Raw genomic sequence first — 16,943 nt, forward strand, 5'->3', positions numbered from 1 at the left:
TGAACGGACCGCTGCCGGTCAGGCTGCCTCCGCCTTGGCGGCCGCGGCGGCGTTGAAGGCGGCAGGATCGTAATAGTACGGCTTGATCTCGCAGCACTTGCCGTCGCGGAAACGGAACATCTCGCACAGTTCGGCGGGCTTGAGTGCAGGGTCGGCGAAACGCATCGTCAGTACCGCGATGGCGCTGTCCTTGCCGGTCAGCAGGTCGCTGCGGTCGAGCCCGACGACGTCGGCCATGCCCATGGCCTTGGCGAACAGGTCTTGCAGGCCGGTCTTGCCGCGATAAGCGCCGGCCATCGGCAGGGAGTCGGCTTCATAGGCCACGAAATCATCAGTGAGCATTGCGTTCGCCGTCTCCCAGTCGCCCGCGCCGGCGGCGGCGTAGAGGGCATCGACGAGCCGAGCGATTTCTTCGGGGGACATGCTCATGAATCCTGCTCCACATCTATCTTTGCGGCGGAGTTTGCCTCCGGTGCCCGGGTGGCGAACCTAGCGTTTAGAACAGCCTTCCGCTCGGGCCCGGCGCGGGTAAGCAAGGGGGATGGGAAAGGTAAGACAGATATTGCTGGCGCGGCGCCCTGACGGGATGCCGGTGCCCGAGGACTTTACACTCGCAGAGGTGGAGATGCCCGAGCCGGGTGACGGTGAGTTCCTGGTGGCCATGCGGGTCGGGTCGGTAGATCCGGCGATCCGCGGCTTCCTCGACGACCGGCCCAGCTACATCGAGCCGGTCGCGCTGGGTGCGCCGATCAACGGCATGTCGCTTGGCGAGGTCGTGCAGTCCAACAATGCGGATTACCCGGTGGGCACGTTCGTGCGCGCCTTCGCCACGTGGCAGGATCACTATATCCTCTCGGGCGAGAGCTGGGGGCTGGAGACGGTGCACCAGCAGGCGGGCACGGATCTCCACCACTACATGGGCGCGCTCGGCCCGGTCGGCCTGACCGCGTGGGTGGGCCTTTTCGCGGTGGGTGAGGCCAAGGCGGGCGAGACCGTGCTGGTCAGCGCCGCCGCCGGGGCGACGGGTTCGACGGTGGGTCAGATCGCCAAGGCCAAGGGATGCCGGGTGATAGGCATCGTCGGTTCTCCGGAGAAGGCCGAAGTCATCCGCGAACTCGGCTTCGATGCCGCGATCGACTATCGCGCCACGCCCGACATCGCCGCCGAAATCGCGAAAGTCGCGCCCGAGGGCATCGACGTCTATTTCGACAACGTCGGCGGCGAGATGCTTGAAGCAATCCTGCCGCTGATGCGCCTCCACGGGCGCGTCGCGGTGTGCGGCATGATCGGCCAGTACAACGATGCCGATCACCCTTACGGCGTCAAGACGCTCTGGCAGCTGGTGGTGAACCGCATCAAGATGCAGGGCTTCATCACTTACGATTATCCGCATGTGCTGGCCGAGGCGCAGGCGGAGCTGGACCAATGGGTGGCCGAAGGAAAGCTGCGTCCGCTCGCCAATCTGCGCAACGGGTTCGAGAACCTGCCCGCCGCCTTCATCGACCTCATGTCCGGCCGTACCATCGGCAAGACGCTGGTTTGCATCTGAGTTCTGGATACGATGGCTACCATGAGCGAAACCTTCCACTCCGTCATCGCCGAGGCCGACTTTCCCGAGGAAGGCAAGGCGGCGATCATGCTGGGCGGCTGGAGCGTGCTGATCGTCAAGGTCGAGGACGGCTTTCGCGCCGTGAACGACCGCTGCACCCATCAGGCGGCGCTGCTCTCGCCCGGCCGCGTGCGGCGTGGGGCGATCATGTGCCCGCTGCACGGCGCGCGCTTCGAAGCCGCGACCGGACGCTGCATCGGCGGCGCCTACGCGGACCTTCGCGTGTTCCCGCTGCGGATCGAGGGCGGCATGATCGAGGTGGCCGTGCCGGACGAGGCGCCGGGGCCGAACGAACGACCGGTGGGGGCGTAATTACTCGCACAAGGCATAGTTTCGCGCGCCGGAGCAGGGGCTAGCATCTGCCTGAAACGATTTGGGAGAATGCTGAAATGCCCTTTACCGGCCCGTTCGAGGACCGCCTCGCCATCCGTGAACTGCTTGAGACTTATGCCGACGCGGTGACGCGCTGCGACTCCGAAGCCTGGGGCGCGACCTGGGCCGAGGATGCGGAATGGTCGCTGCCGGACTATCCGGAACTCGGCACCACCAAGGGCCGTCCGGCGATCGTCGCGATGTGGATAGAGGCGATGAAGGCTTATCCCGGCATCATGTTCGAGGCATGGCCCGGCTCGGTTGAGGTGAGCGGCGATAGCGCGGTGATGCGCAGCTACACCTCCGAGGTCTACGACCAGGACGGTATCACCATGCGCGATCGCGGCGTCTACGAGGACACTTGCGTGAAGATCGAAGGCAAGTGGCTGTTCAAGAGCCGCTCGTTCCGCAACATCCACCGCCAGCACGCGCCGCGCGGGGTGTAGGAACCGCTGGCTCTGAACCTTTTCCTTGTCATTCCCGCGAAGGCGGGAACCCATCTGACGACATCGCAAGTTGCACCAGCATCAGATGGGTCCCCGCCTTCGCGGGGATGACGGATAAAGCGGGCGGGGTGTTTGTTTCCACTCCCGCCCTTTTCACATCACCACAGCTTCACGCGCTTTTCGGGCGGCAGGTACAGCTTGTCGCCCGGCTTGATGTCGAACGCCTTGTACCAGGCATCGATGTTGCGCACGGTCAGCGCGCGGTACTGGCCCGGGGCGTGGGGGTTGCCGATGACCTGACGGCGCAGCGCGCCTTCGCGGGTCTTGTCGCCCCAGCTCTGGGCGAAGGCGATGAAGAAGCGCTGGTCGCCGGTGTAGCCGTCTATCACCGGCAGTTCCTTGCTGCCCAGCGCTTCGCGGTAGGCGTCGTAAGCGGCGGCAAGACCCGCCACGTCGGCGCCGTTCTCACCCAGTTCCAGCTTGCCGTTGAGGTGCAGGTCGGGGAACGGCTGGTAGGCGTCGTACTGAACAACCAGAGCCTGCGTCTGCGCCTCGAAGTGGGCAAGGTCCTCCTTCGTCCACCAGTCGCGCAGGATGCCGTTGCCGTCCACCGCCGCGCCGCTGGCGTCGAAGCTGTGGCTGATCTCGTGGCCGATCACCGCGCCGATTGCGCCGTAGTTGGAAGCAAGGTCGGCGGCCGGATCGAAGAACGGCTTCTGCAGGATCGCGGCGGGGAAGTTCAGCGCGTTCTGCACGGGCAGGTTCACCGCGTTGACGAGCTGCGGCGTCATCCACCATTCGCCCCGGTCCTGCGGCTTGCCCAGCTTGGAAATCTGTTGGAGCGTATAGCCGTGGATCGCCGACATGCGGTTGGCGTAGGCCTGACCCGGCTTGATGACGATCATGGAGGTGTCGGGCCACACGTCGGGATAGCCGACCGCGACGACCATGCCTTCGAGCTTGGCCTTGGCCTCGGTGCGCGTCGCCGGGCTCATCCAGTCGAGCGCGTCGATGCGGCGGGCGAAGGCGTGCTTGATGCGGGCGGACATGTCCTCCACCTGCGCCTTGGCGGCCGGCGGGAAGTATTCGCGCACGTAGAGCTTGCCAAAGGGCATGCCGAGGTCGCTGTTGATCGAAGCCAGCGCCCGCTTCTCGCGCGTCTTCTGCTCCGGCGTGCCCGAAAGGTTGGTGTCGAAGAACGCAAAGTGCAGCGCGTCGAACTTCATGGGCAGCACGTCGGTCTGCGCGTTGATGCGGTGGAAGGCCAGCCAGTCCTTCCACGCGGCCAGCGGCTCGGAAGCGACGAGGGCGGCGAGGCCGGTGATCGCGCCGGGGCTGTACACGTCGAAGGTCTGCTGCGAGGGCATGTGCGCGGCGGTGAAGTAGGCGTCCCAGTCCATACCGGGGGCCTTCGCGGCGAACTCGGCGCGGGTCCACAGGGTGCCGCCTTGCGTGAAGTCGGCGGTTTCCGCCTTGCTCGGGTGGGCCTGCGCGATCTTGGTTTCGAGCGCGAGGATACGCGCGGCGCGCGTTTCTGGCTGGTCGAGGCCGGACAGGCGCAGAAGGTCGGCGATGTACTTGAGGTAGTCGGCCCTGATCTTGACCATGCGCGGTTCGGCCGAGACGTAGTATTCGCGGTCGGGCAGGGCGATGCCGCCCTGGAACAGGTAGGGCACGACCTCGTCGCTCTTGAGCGCCTTGGTGATGAACAGGCCGAACAGGTTCTCGGTCGACATGTCGTTGTTGTTGTTGAACAGGTCGAGGTCGGCCTCGGTCTGGTCGCCCAGCACCTTGACCAGCGCGGCCTTGTCCGGAATCGCCGCGTAGCGCGTCAGGTCGGCCTTGAGCGGGGCGATGCCCAGCTTGTCGATCGCGGCGGTGTCGAGGTAGGCGCGCCAGTAGTCGCCGATCTTCGCCTCGTCGGTGCCGGGCTTCTGCCTGGGGCCGAGGATCTTCTGGATGAGTGCGGTCTGCTGGCGCTCGGTCTCGTCGGCGGCGACGGTGTGGGAGCCGATGCGGCTGCGGTCGGCGGGGATTTCGGCCTTGGCCAGCCAGGAGCCGTTCGAGAAGAGGTAGAACTCGTCGCCCGGCTTCACCGAAGTATCCATCGCGGCTTCGTCGATGCCTGCGGGGGCCGGATCGGTGGCGGCGATGGCGAAGGGCGCGGCGCACAGCAGCAGCGCGGCAAGAATGCGAGTCTTCATCGGGCGGTCCTTTCGCGGCGTCGGCGGGAACCGCGCCGGTTCTGTCATGCCCGGTGGACTAGCGCCGGATGATGCCTGCGCATACGAAAAAATTGCGCTGCGACGCAACAAAGGCATCGTCATCCCGGACTTGATCCGGGATCGCTGGCCATGAACGGCCGAGCCCTCGGCGAGGCGCATGGCGCCTTGCCGAGGGCTTCTTGTCTAAGGATCGCCACCGGTCCCGGATCAAGTCCGGGACGACGAGGTCGTCAGAACCGCTTGGTCACTTCCACCATGACCGTACGGGGCAGGGTGCCGAAGCCCAGCTGGTCGGCCTTCGTGCCCGCCGCGGTGCCGGTGCCGCCGCCGGTCGAGGGGCCATCGACCACGCCGGTGACGTAGAAGCGGTTGGTCAGGTTCTTGCCGATGAGGGCGATCTGCCAGTTGTCGTCCTCGGCGCCGAAGCGGATGCCAGCATCGAGCGTCACGTACTTGCTCTGGCGCGACAGCGGGTTGCCAAAGCCGGAAGCGAGATAGCTGGCCGAGTACTTGCTATCGACGTTGAAGCCCAGCTTGCTCGCCGATCCGACCGAGACCTCGTAGCCGATGCCGAGGTTGCCAGTCCAGCGCGGGGCCACCGAAAGCGGTGCGCCAGTCAGGTTCTGGCGGCTGTTGCCCGACAGGTTGCAGCCTTCCGCCGGGGTCTGGCCCGCATAGCACGGTGCCAGCGGGAAGTCGGTGTAGGTCGCCTTGTCGTAGTTGATCGAGCCATGGATATCGAGCCCGGCGATGCCGTTGGGCGCGAATTCGAACTCGGCCTCGATGCCCTTGGTGCGCGCGTCCGCGGTGAGGGTCTGGAACGCGAAGATCGGCGAGTTGAAGAAGTCCACCTGCAGGTTGCGGTACTTGTAGGTGAACGCCGTCACGTTGAAGCGCAACTGGCGGTCGAGCAGGGTGGACTTGAAGCCGATCTCGAAGCCTTCCGCCTTTTCCGGATCGAAGGTGAGGTCGGCGGTGGGATCGCTCGAGAACTTCGAGTTGATGCCGCCGTTGGAGAAGCCGCCCGACTTGTAGGCGGTCTTGTAGGCGCCGTAGACCATGAGATCCGGCGTCGGCTTCCAGGTCAGCGTGGCTTCCGGCGACCAGTTGGTGAAGTGCTGGCGCGCGGCCACTTCGCCGAGGCCGTCGGGGTCGTTCTGATCGCGGAAGATGCCGAGGACCAGCGGGTTGTTGTAAGGCTGCGTGAAGAAGCTGTTCTTCGTCTCGTCGGTGTAGCGCACGCCGCCCGCGAGTTCGAGGTCGGGCAGGATCTTGTAAGTCATCTGGCCGAAGACGGCCATCGTCTCGCCTTTGGTGAAGCTGCTCTTGGCGGTGGTGACGTATTCGTAGCCCTCGGGCGCATCCGAATTGGAGACGCCGCCAGTCAGCACGAACTGGTCGAAGTCACGCCGCGTCTTCTGGTAGAGCATGCCGACCATCATGTTGAACGGCCCGTCGAACTGGGTCAGCGCGCGCAGTTCCTGGCTGAACGCCTTCCACGAGGAGTTCTCGGTCGCCCAGGTCGGGCCGATGCCGTTCTCGCTGCCGCCCGACTGGAAGTCGCAGGCGCAGGCCCAGCGGTTGTTGTTCCACTGGTAGTTGGTGACGGAGGACAGCTGCAACTGGTCCGCATCGTACGTCAGGTTAAGCGTGCCGCCTGCCGAGCGGTACTTGTTGTAGAGCGAGCCGTCCTTCTTCGCGTAGGGATAGGTCGCCGCGATGTCGGCGGGCATGTTGTTCTGGTGGGTGACGAAGTCCTTGCCGCAGGCATAGCCGTTGAGCTGCGAGGTATCGCCGTCGCCGCACCGGTAAGCCACGTAGTTCCACGAGGAGTTGTTGACCGTGCTCTGGTCGAAGCTGCCCTTGAGGGTGGCGGTGAAGCGGTCGGTCGGTTCCCACTTCAGGGTGGCGCGGGTGAGGAATTCCTCTTCGCCCGGCGCCTTGCGTGCGGCAGGCTGGGCGACATGGGTGGTCGCATCGCCGGTGCCGCCCGCGAGGATGCTGGCGGAGTCGATCTCGGTGTAGTTGATGGGATCGGCGACGTTGCGGTAATAGCCGCCGTCCATCTTGGTATAGCGCGCGGCCAGACGGAAGCCGAGGGTGTCGCTGATCGGGCCGGAAAGGTAGCCTTCCAGGCGGTACTGCTGGCTCTTGATCTCGTAGCCGCCCTTGACCATGCCCTCGAACTTGTCGGTCGGGTCGGCGGTGGTGATCGAGATCACGCCCGCCGTCGCGTTCTTGCCGAAGAACAGCGCCTGCGGGCCTTTCAGGACCTCGACGCGGGCGAGGTCGAAGAAGCCCTCGTTGATGACGCGGCCCTGGCCGTAATAGGCGCCATCGACGACGACCGCGACCGACTGCTCGATGCCGATCGAGGTCGAGGACGAACCGATGCCGCGCAAGGTGAGCTGCGCGCCGGAACCGTTGGAAGCGCGGCCGACGCTGAACTGCGGGGCGATCGCGGTGATCTTCTCGACGCTGGTGACATCGCGCGTGGCGATCTGCTCGGCGGAGATGGCGGTGACGGCGACGGGCACGTCCTGCACGGATTCCTGACGCTTGCGCGCGGTGACGATGATCTCGTTGAGGCCGCCCTTCTGCTGGGCCGCGTCATCCTGAGGAGCGGCAGCCGGTGCCTCTGCAGACGTATCCTGGGCCATGGCCGGAGACGCCACCATCGTCAGCGCCGTGGAGACGAGCAGGACGGATTTGGGGACTCGCATTTCAGAAACCTCCCGTTTTGTAATCGTTCTTGGCTGCTGGTTAGACCCGTCGCGGTTGGGCGGCGTCCTGTGCAAACGGATAGCCCTATCAGTTTGGACAGGTGGCCTCGGCGGGCCTGCGCGCGAGGGTCGGGCAGAGGAGACCTGAATTGACGCGCTGCCGTTTCTGGCGACTGGATCGCCACCCCGAAGGAAATACCGATTTCGCCCGCTTCCTGAGCCTGCAGGAAGAAGACTGCGCGCCGCTGGCCGATGGCGAGGTGCGCATTGGCACCGAGTGGTTGTCGATGGACGCGGGCACGCGCATGTGGATGAGCCCGCGCACCGACGGCTATCAGCCTCCGCTGCCGCTGGGATCGAAGATGGTCGGCCTCGTGCTCGGCCGGGTGATCGAGAGTGCGGACGCGGGCTATCCGGTCGGTGCGCTGGTGCGCGGCTTCGGGCAGTGGGCGGATGTCGCCACCGTGGTCCCGGCGCTGACCGGGCTGGAAGTGGTGGACGAGACCGTCGCCGATCCGCGCCAGCATTTCGGGGCGCTCGGCATGAATGCCTGGACGGCCTATGTCGGCGTCAGGGAAGTCGCGGCGGTGAAGCCGGGCGAGTGGCTGGTCGTCTCGGCGGCGGCGGGGGCGACGGGAAGCCTGGCCTGTCAGGTCGGCCGGAACCTGGGCGCGAAAGTCGTCGGTATTGCGGGCGGGGCGGACAAGTGCCGCTATCTGACCGAAGAGGTCGGCGTCGATATGGCGATCGACTACCGCAATGAGGACGTCGACGCGCGATTGGCCGAGGTGCCGGGCGGGGTGAATGCCTTCTTCGACAACGTTGGCGGCCCGATCCTCGACGCGGTGCTGGGCAACATGGCGCATTACGGGCGCGTCGCAGTGTGCGGAATGGTCGCGGGCTACGACACCGATGCGCCGATGCCGGGACCGGCGAAGTTCGATCAGGTGCTGATGCGGCGCCTGCGGATCGAGGGCTTCTTCATTCCCGACTTCCTCCATCGCGGCGCCGAATTCATGCCGCAGCTGCGCGAATGGCTCGATGCCGGGAAACTGGCGGTGCGCTTCGACGAGACGGCCGGGCTGGAGAATGTCCTCACCGCTTACGAGCGGATGCTGACCGGCAAGAACATCGGCAAGGTGGTCGTGAAGCTCTGATGCCGACGATCCGCCATCGCGCTCCGATCCAGTGCCTGGTCGCGGTACGCGGGCATCCGTTCGATCGTACTGCCTTTGATGCGCTGTTCCAGTCGATGGAGGGTATCAGCGCGACGATGGTGGACCAGCCCGCAGCGGCCAAGCTGATGAACACTGACGGGATGCGCGGCTTCGATGCGCTGGTGCTATACGACATGCCGGGCCTCGATTTCGAGGCAGAGGTGGGAGCGCCTCAGCATCTTGATCCGCCACCGGGACTGGCTGACGGCTTTCGCGCGTTGCTGGAGGAGGGCAAGGGCGTCGTCGCGCTGCACCACGCGCTGGCGGGCTGGCCGACTTGGGACGAATATCACGAATGGCTGGGCGGGCGATTCCTCTACCATCCGGGCACGGTGCGCGGGCGACCGGTGCTCGATAGCGGCTATGCGCACGGCGTGACATACGATGCGGTCGTGCTGGCGGAGCACCCGGTGACGGCCGGCCTGCCACCGCGCTTCAGGTTGACCGACGAGACCTACCTTGCGGAGATATTCGCTGAGGATGTCACGCCATTGCTGCGGGCAGACATTCCCTTCACGCGCGAGCAGTTCTTCTCCGCCGAACTGGCGGTCCGGGGACGTATGTACGACCGCGAGGACTGGGACCATCCGCCGGGCAGCGACCTGATCGGCTGGACGCGTGAGGTGGGACGCAGCAGGCTGGTCTACCTCCAGCCGGGTGACGGGCCATCGGCTTACGACGATGTGAATTACCGGCGGCTGGTGGAGAACGCGATCCGCTGGGTCGCGTGAGCGTTCACTCGTTCGCGGTGAGCCGATCCAGCCAGGCGCGGGCCTGCTTGGGCTCACCCACGGCCTGCGAGTCCACCGGGCCGCGCTGGCGCAGGAATTCCTGGTGGAGTTCGAAAGGCTCCATGAACAGCTGTTCGCGCGCGGTGTCGATCTCTTCGGCGAGTTCGGTCAGTTCGGCGATCGTCGGAGCTACGGCTGCGCGTGCAGCGCGGTCGGCATTGTGGTCGAACAGGCCCCACTTGCCTGCCGCACAGACCTTGAGCGCGGCGATCAGCGCCTCGCGGTAATCGACCTCGAGGTCGGCGCGGCGGGTGTCGAGGCGTTCGAGACGGTCTGCTTTGGCCATCCGGCGGCGGTAGAACGGGGCAGCGCGGACTGCAAGTGCCGCAATCCTCCCTGTTGCGAAGCAATGGGGAGGTGGCAGCCCGCAGGGCTGACGGGGGGGGGCCTTAACCCCTCCACCACCGACTGCGTCGGCGGTCCCCCTCCCCATCGCTGCGCGACAGGGAGGATCAGGAGCGATCACATCGCGGTCACGCCGCCGTCCACGGTGAATTCGCAACCGGTGACGTAGTTCGCCTCGTCGCTGGCGAGGAACAGGTTCATGTTGGCGATGTCGACGGGGCTGCCCATGCGCTTCATTGGAATGCCGGAGACAATCTCCTTGAAACCCTCGGGGTTATCCTGGCGGGCGACGTCCTGCATGGCGGTTTCGATCATGCCGGGATGGACCGAGTTGCAGCGGATGCCCTCGGCCGCGCATTCCAGCGCCACGACCTTGGAGAACAGGCGCACGCCGCCCTTGGCCGCGCCGTAGGCCCCGCACATCGGCACGCCGACCAGCCCGCCGATCGAGGAAAGGTTCACGATCGAGCCGCCATGGCCGACCTTGCGCATCAGCGCCACCGCGCGCTGGGTGCCGAGGAACACGCTGTCGAGGTTGACCTTGTTCTGCTTCTCCCAGTCGGCGAGGGAGAGTTCCTGCAGCGGCTTGAGAATGGCGATGCCCGCGTTGTTCACCAGCACGTCGAGACGCCCGTGGCCCTGCTCGATCGCAGAGATGGTGTCGTCCCACGAGGCTTCGCTGGTCACGTCCTGTGCCAGTGCCTCGGCCTGGCCGCCTGCTTCACGGATCGACGCGGCAACGCCTTCGGCGTCTTCCAGCCTGAGATCGGTGACGTAGACGAAGGCACCTTCCTCCGCGAAGCGCTGCGCGGTGGCGGCGCCGAGGCCCCGGGCGTTGCCCGCGCCGGTTACCAGAGTGATCTTGCCTTCGAGACGGCCCATTTCATGTACTCCTTCTTCAAAGTTAAGGGTGCCCGGCGGGGGAACGCCGGACACCCCGTTTCCCCCCGCGGGGGTAAGAGATCAGAACTTCACGCCGACGGTGGCTCCGTAGGTGCGCGGTTCCAATGCCATGCCGAACGAGAACAGCCCGGCCACGGTGAACGCGTGCGTCGTGGTCTTCTCGTTGGCGAGGTTGCGGCCGAAGACGCGGAAGTAGGCTTCCTTGTCGCCGACATCGAAGTTGAAGGTCAGGCTGGCATCGACAAGGTCCTGCGTGGTGGTACGCACGCGGGCATCGTTGCCATTGACCGTCACGCCGGTCACGTCGCCGCTGCCGTCGAGTGTCGGTGTCAGCGACCCTTGCGAGATCTGCTCGTCATAGGGGCTGATGTGACGCCAGCCGGCCGTGGCGACGATCTTGCCGAAGCTGGTGGGCACTTCGTAGTCGGCATTGACCGAGCCGGTGAACCTGGGCGCGTAGATCAGGCGGTTGGCGGAGTAGTTGAACGGCACCAGCCCGGTGCCGCAGCTGTTGGCCGCCGCCGTTTGCGTTGCCGAGACAGCGCCGCAGGTCACGAAGTTGCGGAAGTGCGACTTCATGTACGCGGTCGAGGCGGTGATCTTGAACTGCGAGGTGATGCGCAGGGTGGCGTCGGCCTCGATGCCCTTGATGATCGCGCCGCCCGGCACGTTGCCGGTGATCGTCTGGTTGCCCAGCGGACCGCCGGGAACCGTCAGGTTCTGCTGCATGTCCTTGTAGTCGGACACGTAGCCCGCAACGTTGAATTCCAGCTTGCGATCGAACGCCGAGAGCTTGGCGCCCACTTCGTAGGCGTCCACGGTCTCGGGCTGGAACGGGGTGCTGGCGGTGGCGGCGGTGGCGGCGCGGGGGCTGAAGCCACCCGAACGATAGCCGCGCGACCAGCTGGCGTAGAGCATCACGTCGCTGTTGGGGCGGTAGTCGATGCCGATCTTGGGCGTGAACTTGGTGAAGTTCGCATCTCCCGAACCGATCAGGCCCGCCGTCGCGAAGCTGTTGGTCAGCTTCTTGTTGTCATGGCTCCAGCGACCGCCGAAGGACAGGCGCCACTTGTCGGCAAAGGCCCAGTTGAAGTCGCCGAAGAAGGCGTAGCTGGTGGTCTTGCCGATGTTGGTCTGGGCGTTGGTGTCGAATTCCATCGGCGACACCGAAGGATCGAAGCCGAAGAAGCGCGTCCACTGCGTCAGGCTGTACTTCGAATGGAAGTAGTAGCCGCCCACGACGTAGTCGAACCCGGTGAACAGGTTGCCCGCTGCGCGCAGTTCCTGGCTCCACTGCGTGTACTTCTGGCGGCGATCGACGTAGTAGAGATCGCTCGAAGACCCGTCGAAGTCCTGGGTCTGCGCTTCCTTGCTGTGGCGCCAGCCGGTAATCGAGCTGAGCTTGATGCCGCCCAGGTCGTAGTTCATCTGCAACGTGGCGTTCGGCGCGCGGTACTTGCTTTTCGCGGGCAGGGTAAACACCGTGTAGAGGTCGGTGGTGTTGTTGCGGCCGCACTCGTTGGCGGGGATCAACCCGCAGAACAGTTCGGTGCTGTTGGTCAGGTTGCTGACCACCGGCTCGAAGCTCTGCACCACGTTTTCGACGGAAAGCTGCGCGTCGAAGCCCGATCCGGCGGGTTCGAACAGCAGGCTCGCGCCATAGGCATCGGCCTTGCTGCCGCCCGCGCGGGTGTCGCGGATGGCATTGCGGTAGAAGCCGTCGGACTCGTTGTGGAAGTACCAGCCCTTGATGCCCCAGGTCTCGCCGTCGCCATAGTTGACGATGGCCTTGCCGGCCCAGGTGTTCCAGCGGCCGTAGGTGAATTCGGCCTTGCCGCCGGGCTCCATGGTGGGCTTGGTGCGGGTGATGTTGATGACGCCGCCGATGGTGTTGGCGCCGAACAGCGTGCCCTGGGGCCCGCGCAGCACTTCGATCTGGGCGATGTCGAAGGCATCCTGCAACTGGCCGGTGTTGGTGCCGATCGTCACGCCGTCCACCACGACGCCGACGGTCGGCGTCTGCGACTTCTCGATATCGGCATAAGTCAGGCCGCGGATCGAGATGTTAGCCGCCTGCGCGCCCGAATTCTGCTGGGTGATGAGCAGACCCGGCGCGGCGCCCTGCAGGTCGCCGATGTTGGCCGAGGCCTTGTTTTCCAGCATCGCCGCGCTGACGGCGGTGATCGCGATCGGAGTTTCCTGCAGCGTTTCCGAGCGGCGGCGGGCAGAGACGATGATCTCGTTCGGATCGACGACGGCGGTGTCGGCCGCCTGCGGTGCGGCGTCCTGCGCGAAGGCGGGTGCTGAAATACAGGTCAGTGCGCTGGATGCGAGTGCGAGCTTGATGAGCGCGGTATTTCGCGCTCCGCGAACATGTGCGGATGCCATCAGTTTATCCTCCCGGTGCGGCCGCGATTCTGTGCGGCCGTCTTCCGGTGGTCACTATGCATCGGATCGTTTCGCGACCTACCTGTCGATTTGCACAGGTGCGGGCTTGCGTCCGAAATCGGACCACTCGCATAAATAGAGGAGATCGATGCCATGGCCGAGAACCGGCGATTCCTGCTCGCGCGCAGGCCGGAGGGGGAACCCGTTCCCGAAGACTTCATGCTGGTGACCGAAGCTGTCCCCACCCCGCCACCCGGCGGGATCGTCGTGCGCAATCACTACGCCTCGCTGGATCCGGCCCAGCGCGGGTGGATGGACGACGCCGAAAGCTACATGCCGCCGATCCCGCTTGGCGATCCGGTACGCGCGACGACGGTGGGTGTGGTCCATGCCTCGGACAACCCGGACTTCGCTGCCGGTCAATGGGTCATGGGGCTCAACGCACTTGAGGACTACTCGGTAGCCATGCCCGGCGGCTTCACGATGCCGATCGATGTAGAGGCCGTGGCATCGCCGTCGAACTTTCTGTCGGCACTGGGCGCGGTCGGGCTCACGGCCTACTTTGGGCTGACCGAAGTGGCAAAGCCCCAGCCGGGCGAGACGCTGTTGGTTTCGGGCGCAGCAGGTGCCGTAGGCTCGGCGGTCGGCCAGATCGGCAAGATCATGGGCTGCCGCGTCGTCGGCATCGCCGGCGGTGCGAAGAAATGCCGCCGCCTGATCGAGGACTATGGCTTCGATGCCGCGATCGACTACAAGGGCAAGGATCACGCAAGCCTAGTTTCCGAGATCGCCGCCGCCGCGCCTGACGGCGTCAACGTAGTGTTCGAGAACGTCGGCGGAGCGGTGCTGGAGGCGGAGGTCTTCACCCTCGCGCATCACGCCCGCATCGTCCTGTGCGGCCTCATCGCCGAATACAACACGCCCGAAAAGCTGGGCCTGCGCAACCTGTGGCAGATCCTTGCCCGGCGCGCGACGATCCATGGTTTCCTGATTGCCGACTATGCCCACCGTTTCGCCGAAGGCGGTGCGCAGATGGCGCAGTGGCTGGCGGACGGAAAACTGCGTGCGGACGAAGACGTGCAGGAGGGGCTCGAGAACGCCTACCCGGCCTTCATGCGCCTGTTCTCGGGGGCGAACACGGGCAAGCTCGTGCTGAAGATCGCATGAGCGGGCGTCTGCAGAGCCGCCGGGCCATCGTCACCGGCGCGGGTTCGGGCATTGGCGCTGCCGTTGCTAAGCGCTTGGCTGCGGACGGAGCGCAAGTCTTCACGGCGGACATTCAGGGGGAGGTCGATTTCATCGCGGACCTCACCGGTGCGGACGCCAATGCGCGGCTGGTCGCGGCGGCGGCGGAGCGGATGGGCGGGCTGGACACCGTGGTCCCCTGTGCCGGCATCAGCGCTTTCCATCCGCTGGAGGGGCACGAAGACGCATATTTCCTGCGCGTGATCGAGGTGAACCTAATCGCCGTGTTCCGGCTGGTGCGCGAGGCGGCACCCTGGCTCAAGGCCCATGGCGCGGGCCGGATCGTCACGATCGGCTCGACCACCTCGACTTACGGGGACGAGGGGCTTTGCGCCTATGCCGCCTCCAAGCACGCGGTACTGGGCTTCACCAAGTCGGTCGCGGCGGAACTTGGGCCGTTCGGCGTCACCGCCACTTGTGTCCAGCCCGGGGCCATCGACACGCCGATGACGGCCCCTGCCTTCGACCAGATGCCGGAGTACCGGACGTTCTGGGAAGGCAAGGCCCCGTTGCGCCGTCTTGGCAAACCGCAGGACATTGCCGACGTCGTGGCGTTCCTGTGCAGCGAGGAGGCGCGTTTCGTATCCGGGCATGGCCTGTGGGTCGATGGCGGGGCGATGGTGCGGCACTGAGGGTTCAGAGGGATAGTGCAGTTCTCGCCGAAAAGCCGTATCATGGTCATCACGGTCCCAGCCTTCGCCGGGATGACGATCGAGTTGAATGACGCTTTGGGTAGTGAACTGCCTGCCCCTTGACCGCCCGCCTATTCTTTGATCGGGTGAAAAGGCGCCCGGTCGGCCGCACGCCCACTCAAGTCATTGATCAATGCGCCAGTGTTCCGGACGGGGCGAACAGTAAAAGATTTCTGGAACTTACAGGTTGCGCCGCTATTGTGATGATCAGGCTCGAACGGAGCCTGCGAGCCTCGGCCCATGAAATCGGGACGGCATGCCGGGCTGACTGCTGCGCCCCTCAGAGAGCCGTCTTTTCATGCCGTCTCACCCCATTGTCCTCGTTGTCGAGGATGAACCCCTTATTTTGTTGGCCGCCTGCGATATGGCCGAGAGCGCGGGCTTCATTACGAAAGAAGCGACGAATGCCACACGGGCTCTCGGCATCCTTGCAGAGACCCCTTCGATCGCGATCTTGTTCACCGACATCGACATGCCGGGCCCAATCGACGGCATGGCCCTGGCGTTTGAAGCGCAAACACGCTGGCCGCACATCGGCATCATCATCACTTCGGGCCGCCGGCCGCTGGCTCGGCACGAAATGCCTTTCGGTGCCGTGTTCCTCGAAAAGCCCTACCTCGAACGATCCCTCGGCGAAGCGTTGAAGAACCTCCTCGCCTGACCTACCGCTTGCGAGCGGGACCGTCCTGCCGCACCAGCATATCAGACCCGGCGACGGGCTATTCAAGGAAATGCGATGATAGACGATGTCGTGCTCGGTCATGCAACCGTGCCGGATGGAGTGGAACTGAGGCTTGTCCAGCACGGCACCAATTTCACCATCCTGCTGGAAGACAACGAATTGATGAGCACGCGGGCCAATGCTTCGGAAGAGGCGCTGGCGGTGATGACCTGCGAGAAGATCGCCGATCGCCTTGCCCCGCAATTGCTGATCGGCGGGTATGGCATGGGGTTCACGCTCCGCGCGGCACTGGCAGCGCTGGCAGGGGAGGCAAGTGTCGTCGTCGCCGAAATCGTCCCGGAAATCCTGACATGGGCCAGAGGGCCGATGCAGGAAATTACCGATGGGTGTCTTGACGATCCGCGCGTTCACGTCGTCGGCGAAGACGTGGCGCTGCTTATCGATTCAGCGTGGGAAGCTTACGATGCCATTCTGCTGGACGTCGATAACGGTCCGGAAGGTCTGACGCGCCAGCTCAACGACGGGCTGTACTCGGTGCCTGGATTGCAGCGAGCGATGCTTGCGCTGCGGCCGAGGGGCATACTTGCCATCTGGTCGGCGTTTCCAGAACCTGCATTTACGCAGCGATTGCGTGACGTCGGCTTCGAAGTGACCGAGACGCAGGTGAGAGCGCGGGCGAACAACAAGGGCTTTCGCCATGTCATCTGGTTCGCCCACAAGCCTTGATCCTGCGACCCCGAGCCTGCAGCGATGCCTCCCCGGCTGAAACCGGGGAGGGGCTGATCAGTCCACCATCGCGGCGACGAGGCGCTGCAGGTGATCCCGGCTCAGAAGCCCTGCGGGCCACTGAATGGAGCCGTTACGACTGGCAACTGGGTTGAGGGTGGCATTTTCGGGGCGTTTTTGCGCGCCTTGGGTATTGATGTGCATGTTTTCCTGTGTGCGGATTTTTCCGCGTTTATCTTTTAAACCCGCTGCGCCGTCTCGGCGGCCCTCCGGCTTGTCCCGGTGTCTTTTCGCGAAATACGATCCGACCCTTTGAAAGGTCGTAAGGCGTCATCTCGACATGTACGCGATCACCGACCACCGAGCGGATGCGGAACTTGCGCATCTTGCCTGCCGTGTAGGCGATTATCTTGTGCTCGTTGTCGAGCAAAACCGCGAAGCGCCCATCGGGGAGGATTTCCTCGATAAAGCCTTCCATTGTCAGCAATTCTTCCTTGGCCAATCCACGATGTCCCGAATACGAGGGCGCCCGCCGACATGCATGCGCAAAACGGCGATCATGAGAGCCAGGCTGATGTC

General features: G+C 64.9%; 17 protein-coding genes. 9 read left to right on the forward strand and 8 right to left on the reverse strand.

The window, feature by feature from the left end; translation table 11 throughout:
- Nucleotides 1-18 precede the first annotated feature (18 nt).
- Nucleotides 19-423 (reverse strand): nuclear transport factor 2 family protein, encoded by a 405-nt coding sequence (locus PKE80_RS19300; protein ID WP_271183901.1) that lies wholly within the window; start codon nt 421-423, stop codon nt 19-21.
- Between the two features lie 118 nt (nt 424-541).
- Here PKE80_RS19300 and PKE80_RS19305 point away from each other — a divergent pair, with 118 nt between their 5' ends.
- The 3 genes from PKE80_RS19305 to PKE80_RS19315 all read left to right on the forward strand — a co-directional run bounded on the left by PKE80_RS19305 (nt 542) and on the right by PKE80_RS19315 (nt 2,427).
- Entirely contained in the window at nt 542-1,549 is a 1,008-nt protein-coding gene (locus PKE80_RS19305) for an NADP-dependent oxidoreductase (RefSeq protein ID WP_271183902.1), read from the forward strand.
- Between the two features lie 21 nt (nt 1,550-1,570).
- Nucleotides 1,571-1,921, forward strand: a complete 351-nt coding sequence (locus PKE80_RS19310; protein ID WP_008830733.1) for a Rieske (2Fe-2S) protein — start codon at nt 1,571-1,573, stop codon at nt 1,919-1,921.
- A 77-nt stretch (nt 1,922-1,998) separates the two neighbouring features.
- The gene (locus tag PKE80_RS19315) at nt 1,999-2,427 is read left to right on the forward strand and encodes a nuclear transport factor 2 family protein (RefSeq protein WP_271183903.1); all 429 of its coding nucleotides are present in this window, start codon (nt 1,999-2,001) and stop codon (nt 2,425-2,427) included.
- Nucleotides 2,428-2,585: 158 nt separating this feature from the next.
- Here the strand turns inward: PKE80_RS19315 and PKE80_RS19320 are convergent, their stop codons facing one another.
- A complete protein-coding gene (locus PKE80_RS19320) occupies nt 2,586-4,631 on the reverse strand; it encodes a M13 family metallopeptidase (protein ID WP_271183904.1) in 2,046 nt (681 codons plus the stop codon).
- 251 nt (nt 4,632-4,882) lie between these two features.
- A complete protein-coding gene (locus PKE80_RS19325) occupies nt 4,883-7,375 on the reverse strand; it encodes a TonB-dependent receptor (protein ID WP_271183905.1) in 2,493 nt (830 codons plus the stop codon).
- A gap of 149 nt (nt 7,376-7,524) precedes the next feature.
- Here PKE80_RS19325 and PKE80_RS19330 point away from each other — a divergent pair, with 149 nt between their 5' ends.
- Both PKE80_RS19330 and PKE80_RS19335 read left to right on the forward strand, forming a co-directional pair.
- Entirely contained in the window at nt 7,525-8,532 is a 1,008-nt protein-coding gene (locus tag PKE80_RS19330; protein ID WP_271183906.1) for an NADP-dependent oxidoreductase, read from the forward strand.
- Nucleotides 8,532-9,323, forward strand: a complete 792-nt coding sequence (locus PKE80_RS19335) for a ThuA domain-containing protein (protein ID WP_271183907.1) — start codon at nt 8,532-8,534, stop codon at nt 9,321-9,323. Before PKE80_RS19330 ends, PKE80_RS19335 begins: the two co-directional genes overlap by 1 nt.
- A 4-nt stretch (nt 9,324-9,327) precedes the next feature.
- On the opposite strand, the gene PKE80_RS19340 is transcribed toward PKE80_RS19335, so the two are convergent.
- The 3 genes from PKE80_RS19340 to PKE80_RS19350 all read right to left on the reverse strand — a co-directional run bounded on the left by PKE80_RS19340 (nt 9,328) and on the right by PKE80_RS19350 (nt 13,019).
- Nucleotides 9,328-9,669, reverse strand: a complete 342-nt coding sequence (locus PKE80_RS19340; protein WP_271183908.1) for a hypothetical protein — start codon at nt 9,667-9,669, stop codon at nt 9,328-9,330.
- A 176-nt stretch (nt 9,670-9,845) separates the two neighbouring features.
- Nucleotides 9,846-10,610: an SDR family NAD(P)-dependent oxidoreductase gene (locus tag PKE80_RS19345; RefSeq protein WP_008828682.1), complete on the reverse strand. Its 765-nt coding sequence runs from the start codon at nt 10,608-10,610 to the stop codon at nt 9,846-9,848.
- Between the two features lie 81 nt (nt 10,611-10,691).
- Nucleotides 10,692-13,019 carry a TonB-dependent receptor gene (locus tag PKE80_RS19350; protein ID WP_271183909.1) on the reverse strand — a complete coding sequence of 776 codons (2,328 nt, stop codon included), beginning with the start codon at nt 13,017-13,019 and terminating at the stop codon, nt 10,692-10,694.
- Between the two features lie 153 nt (nt 13,020-13,172).
- On the opposite strand from PKE80_RS19350, the gene PKE80_RS19355 reads away from it, so the two are divergent.
- From PKE80_RS19355 to PKE80_RS19370, 4 genes are all read left to right on the forward strand, one after another.
- Nucleotides 13,173-14,186, forward strand: a complete 1,014-nt coding sequence (locus PKE80_RS19355; protein WP_271183910.1) for an NADP-dependent oxidoreductase — start codon at nt 13,173-13,175, stop codon at nt 14,184-14,186.
- Nucleotides 14,183-14,896 (forward strand): SDR family NAD(P)-dependent oxidoreductase, encoded by a 714-nt coding sequence (locus PKE80_RS19360; RefSeq protein WP_271183911.1) that lies wholly within the window; start codon nt 14,183-14,185, stop codon nt 14,894-14,896. The genes PKE80_RS19355 and PKE80_RS19360 overlap by 4 nt, the downstream gene beginning before the upstream one ends.
- 358 nt (nt 14,897-15,254) lie before the next feature.
- A complete protein-coding gene (locus tag PKE80_RS19365) occupies nt 15,255-15,617 on the forward strand; it encodes a response regulator (RefSeq protein WP_271183912.1) in 363 nt (120 codons plus the stop codon).
- A gap of 75 nt (nt 15,618-15,692) precedes the next feature.
- Nucleotides 15,693-16,364, forward strand: coding sequence for a spermidine synthase family protein (locus PKE80_RS19370; RefSeq protein WP_271183913.1), 672 nt, complete (start codon nt 15,693-15,695; stop codon nt 16,362-16,364).
- A 57-nt stretch (nt 16,365-16,421) separates the two neighbouring features.
- Here the strand turns inward: PKE80_RS19370 and PKE80_RS19375 are convergent, their stop codons facing one another.
- Together PKE80_RS19375 and infA are read right to left on the reverse strand one after the other, a co-directional pair.
- Entirely contained in the window at nt 16,422-16,568 is a 147-nt protein-coding gene (locus tag PKE80_RS19375) for a hypothetical protein (RefSeq protein ID WP_271183914.1), read from the reverse strand.
- Nucleotides 16,569-16,596: 28 nt separating this feature from the next.
- Nucleotides 16,597-16,866 (reverse strand): translation initiation factor IF-1, encoded by a 270-nt coding sequence (gene infA / locus PKE80_RS19380; protein ID WP_271183915.1) that lies wholly within the window; start codon nt 16,864-16,866, stop codon nt 16,597-16,599.
- Nucleotides 16,867-16,943: the final 77 nt, after the last annotated feature.

It is taken from the genome of Novosphingobium resinovorum (genome assembly GCF_027922145.1).
Taxonomy (GTDB): domain Bacteria; phylum Pseudomonadota; class Alphaproteobacteria; order Sphingomonadales; family Sphingomonadaceae; genus Novosphingobium; species Novosphingobium resinovorum.

What these genes read in the sequence shown, in the direction of transcription:
- PKE80_RS19375 (WP_271183914.1), bottom strand. Translation starts at nt 16,568, where the DNA reads ATGCACATCAATACCCAAGGCGCGCAAAAACGCCCCGAAAATGCCACC.
- PKE80_RS19370 (WP_271183913.1), top strand. Translation starts at nt 15,693, where the DNA reads ATGATAGACGATGTCGTGCTCGGTCATGCAACCGTGCCGGATGGAGTG.
- PKE80_RS19340 (WP_271183908.1), bottom strand. Translation starts at nt 9,669, where the DNA reads ATGGCCAAAGCAGACCGTCTCGAACGCCTCGACACCCGCCGCGCCGAC.
- PKE80_RS19350 (WP_271183909.1), bottom strand. Translation starts at nt 13,019, where the DNA reads ATGGCATCCGCACATGTTCGCGGAGCGCGAAATACCGCGCTCATCAAG.
- PKE80_RS19365 (WP_271183912.1), top strand. Translation starts at nt 15,255, where the DNA reads ATGCCGTCTCACCCCATTGTCCTCGTTGTCGAGGATGAACCCCTTATT.
- PKE80_RS19345 (WP_008828682.1), bottom strand. Translation starts at nt 10,610, where the DNA reads ATGGGCCGTCTCGAAGGCAAGATCACTCTGGTAACCGGCGCGGGCAAC.
- PKE80_RS19355 (WP_271183910.1), top strand. Translation starts at nt 13,173, where the DNA reads ATGGCCGAGAACCGGCGATTCCTGCTCGCGCGCAGGCCGGAGGGGGAA.
- PKE80_RS19310 (WP_008830733.1), top strand. Translation starts at nt 1,571, where the DNA reads ATGAGCGAAACCTTCCACTCCGTCATCGCCGAGGCCGACTTTCCCGAG.
- PKE80_RS19300 (WP_271183901.1), bottom strand. Translation starts at nt 423, where the DNA reads ATGTCCCCCGAAGAAATCGCTCGGCTCGTCGATGCCCTCTACGCCGCC.
- PKE80_RS19320 (WP_271183904.1), bottom strand. Translation starts at nt 4,631, where the DNA reads ATGAAGACTCGCATTCTTGCCGCGCTGCTGCTGTGCGCCGCGCCCTTC.
- PKE80_RS19360 (WP_271183911.1), top strand. Translation starts at nt 14,183, where the DNA reads ATGAGCGGGCGTCTGCAGAGCCGCCGGGCCATCGTCACCGGCGCGGGT.
- PKE80_RS19335 (WP_271183907.1), top strand. Translation starts at nt 8,532, where the DNA reads ATGCCGACGATCCGCCATCGCGCTCCGATCCAGTGCCTGGTCGCGGTA.
- PKE80_RS19315 (WP_271183903.1), top strand. Translation starts at nt 1,999, where the DNA reads ATGCCCTTTACCGGCCCGTTCGAGGACCGCCTCGCCATCCGTGAACTG.
- PKE80_RS19325 (WP_271183905.1), bottom strand. Translation starts at nt 7,375, where the DNA reads ATGCGAGTCCCCAAATCCGTCCTGCTCGTCTCCACGGCGCTGACGATG.
- PKE80_RS19305 (WP_271183902.1), top strand. Translation starts at nt 542, where the DNA reads ATGGGAAAGGTAAGACAGATATTGCTGGCGCGGCGCCCTGACGGGATG.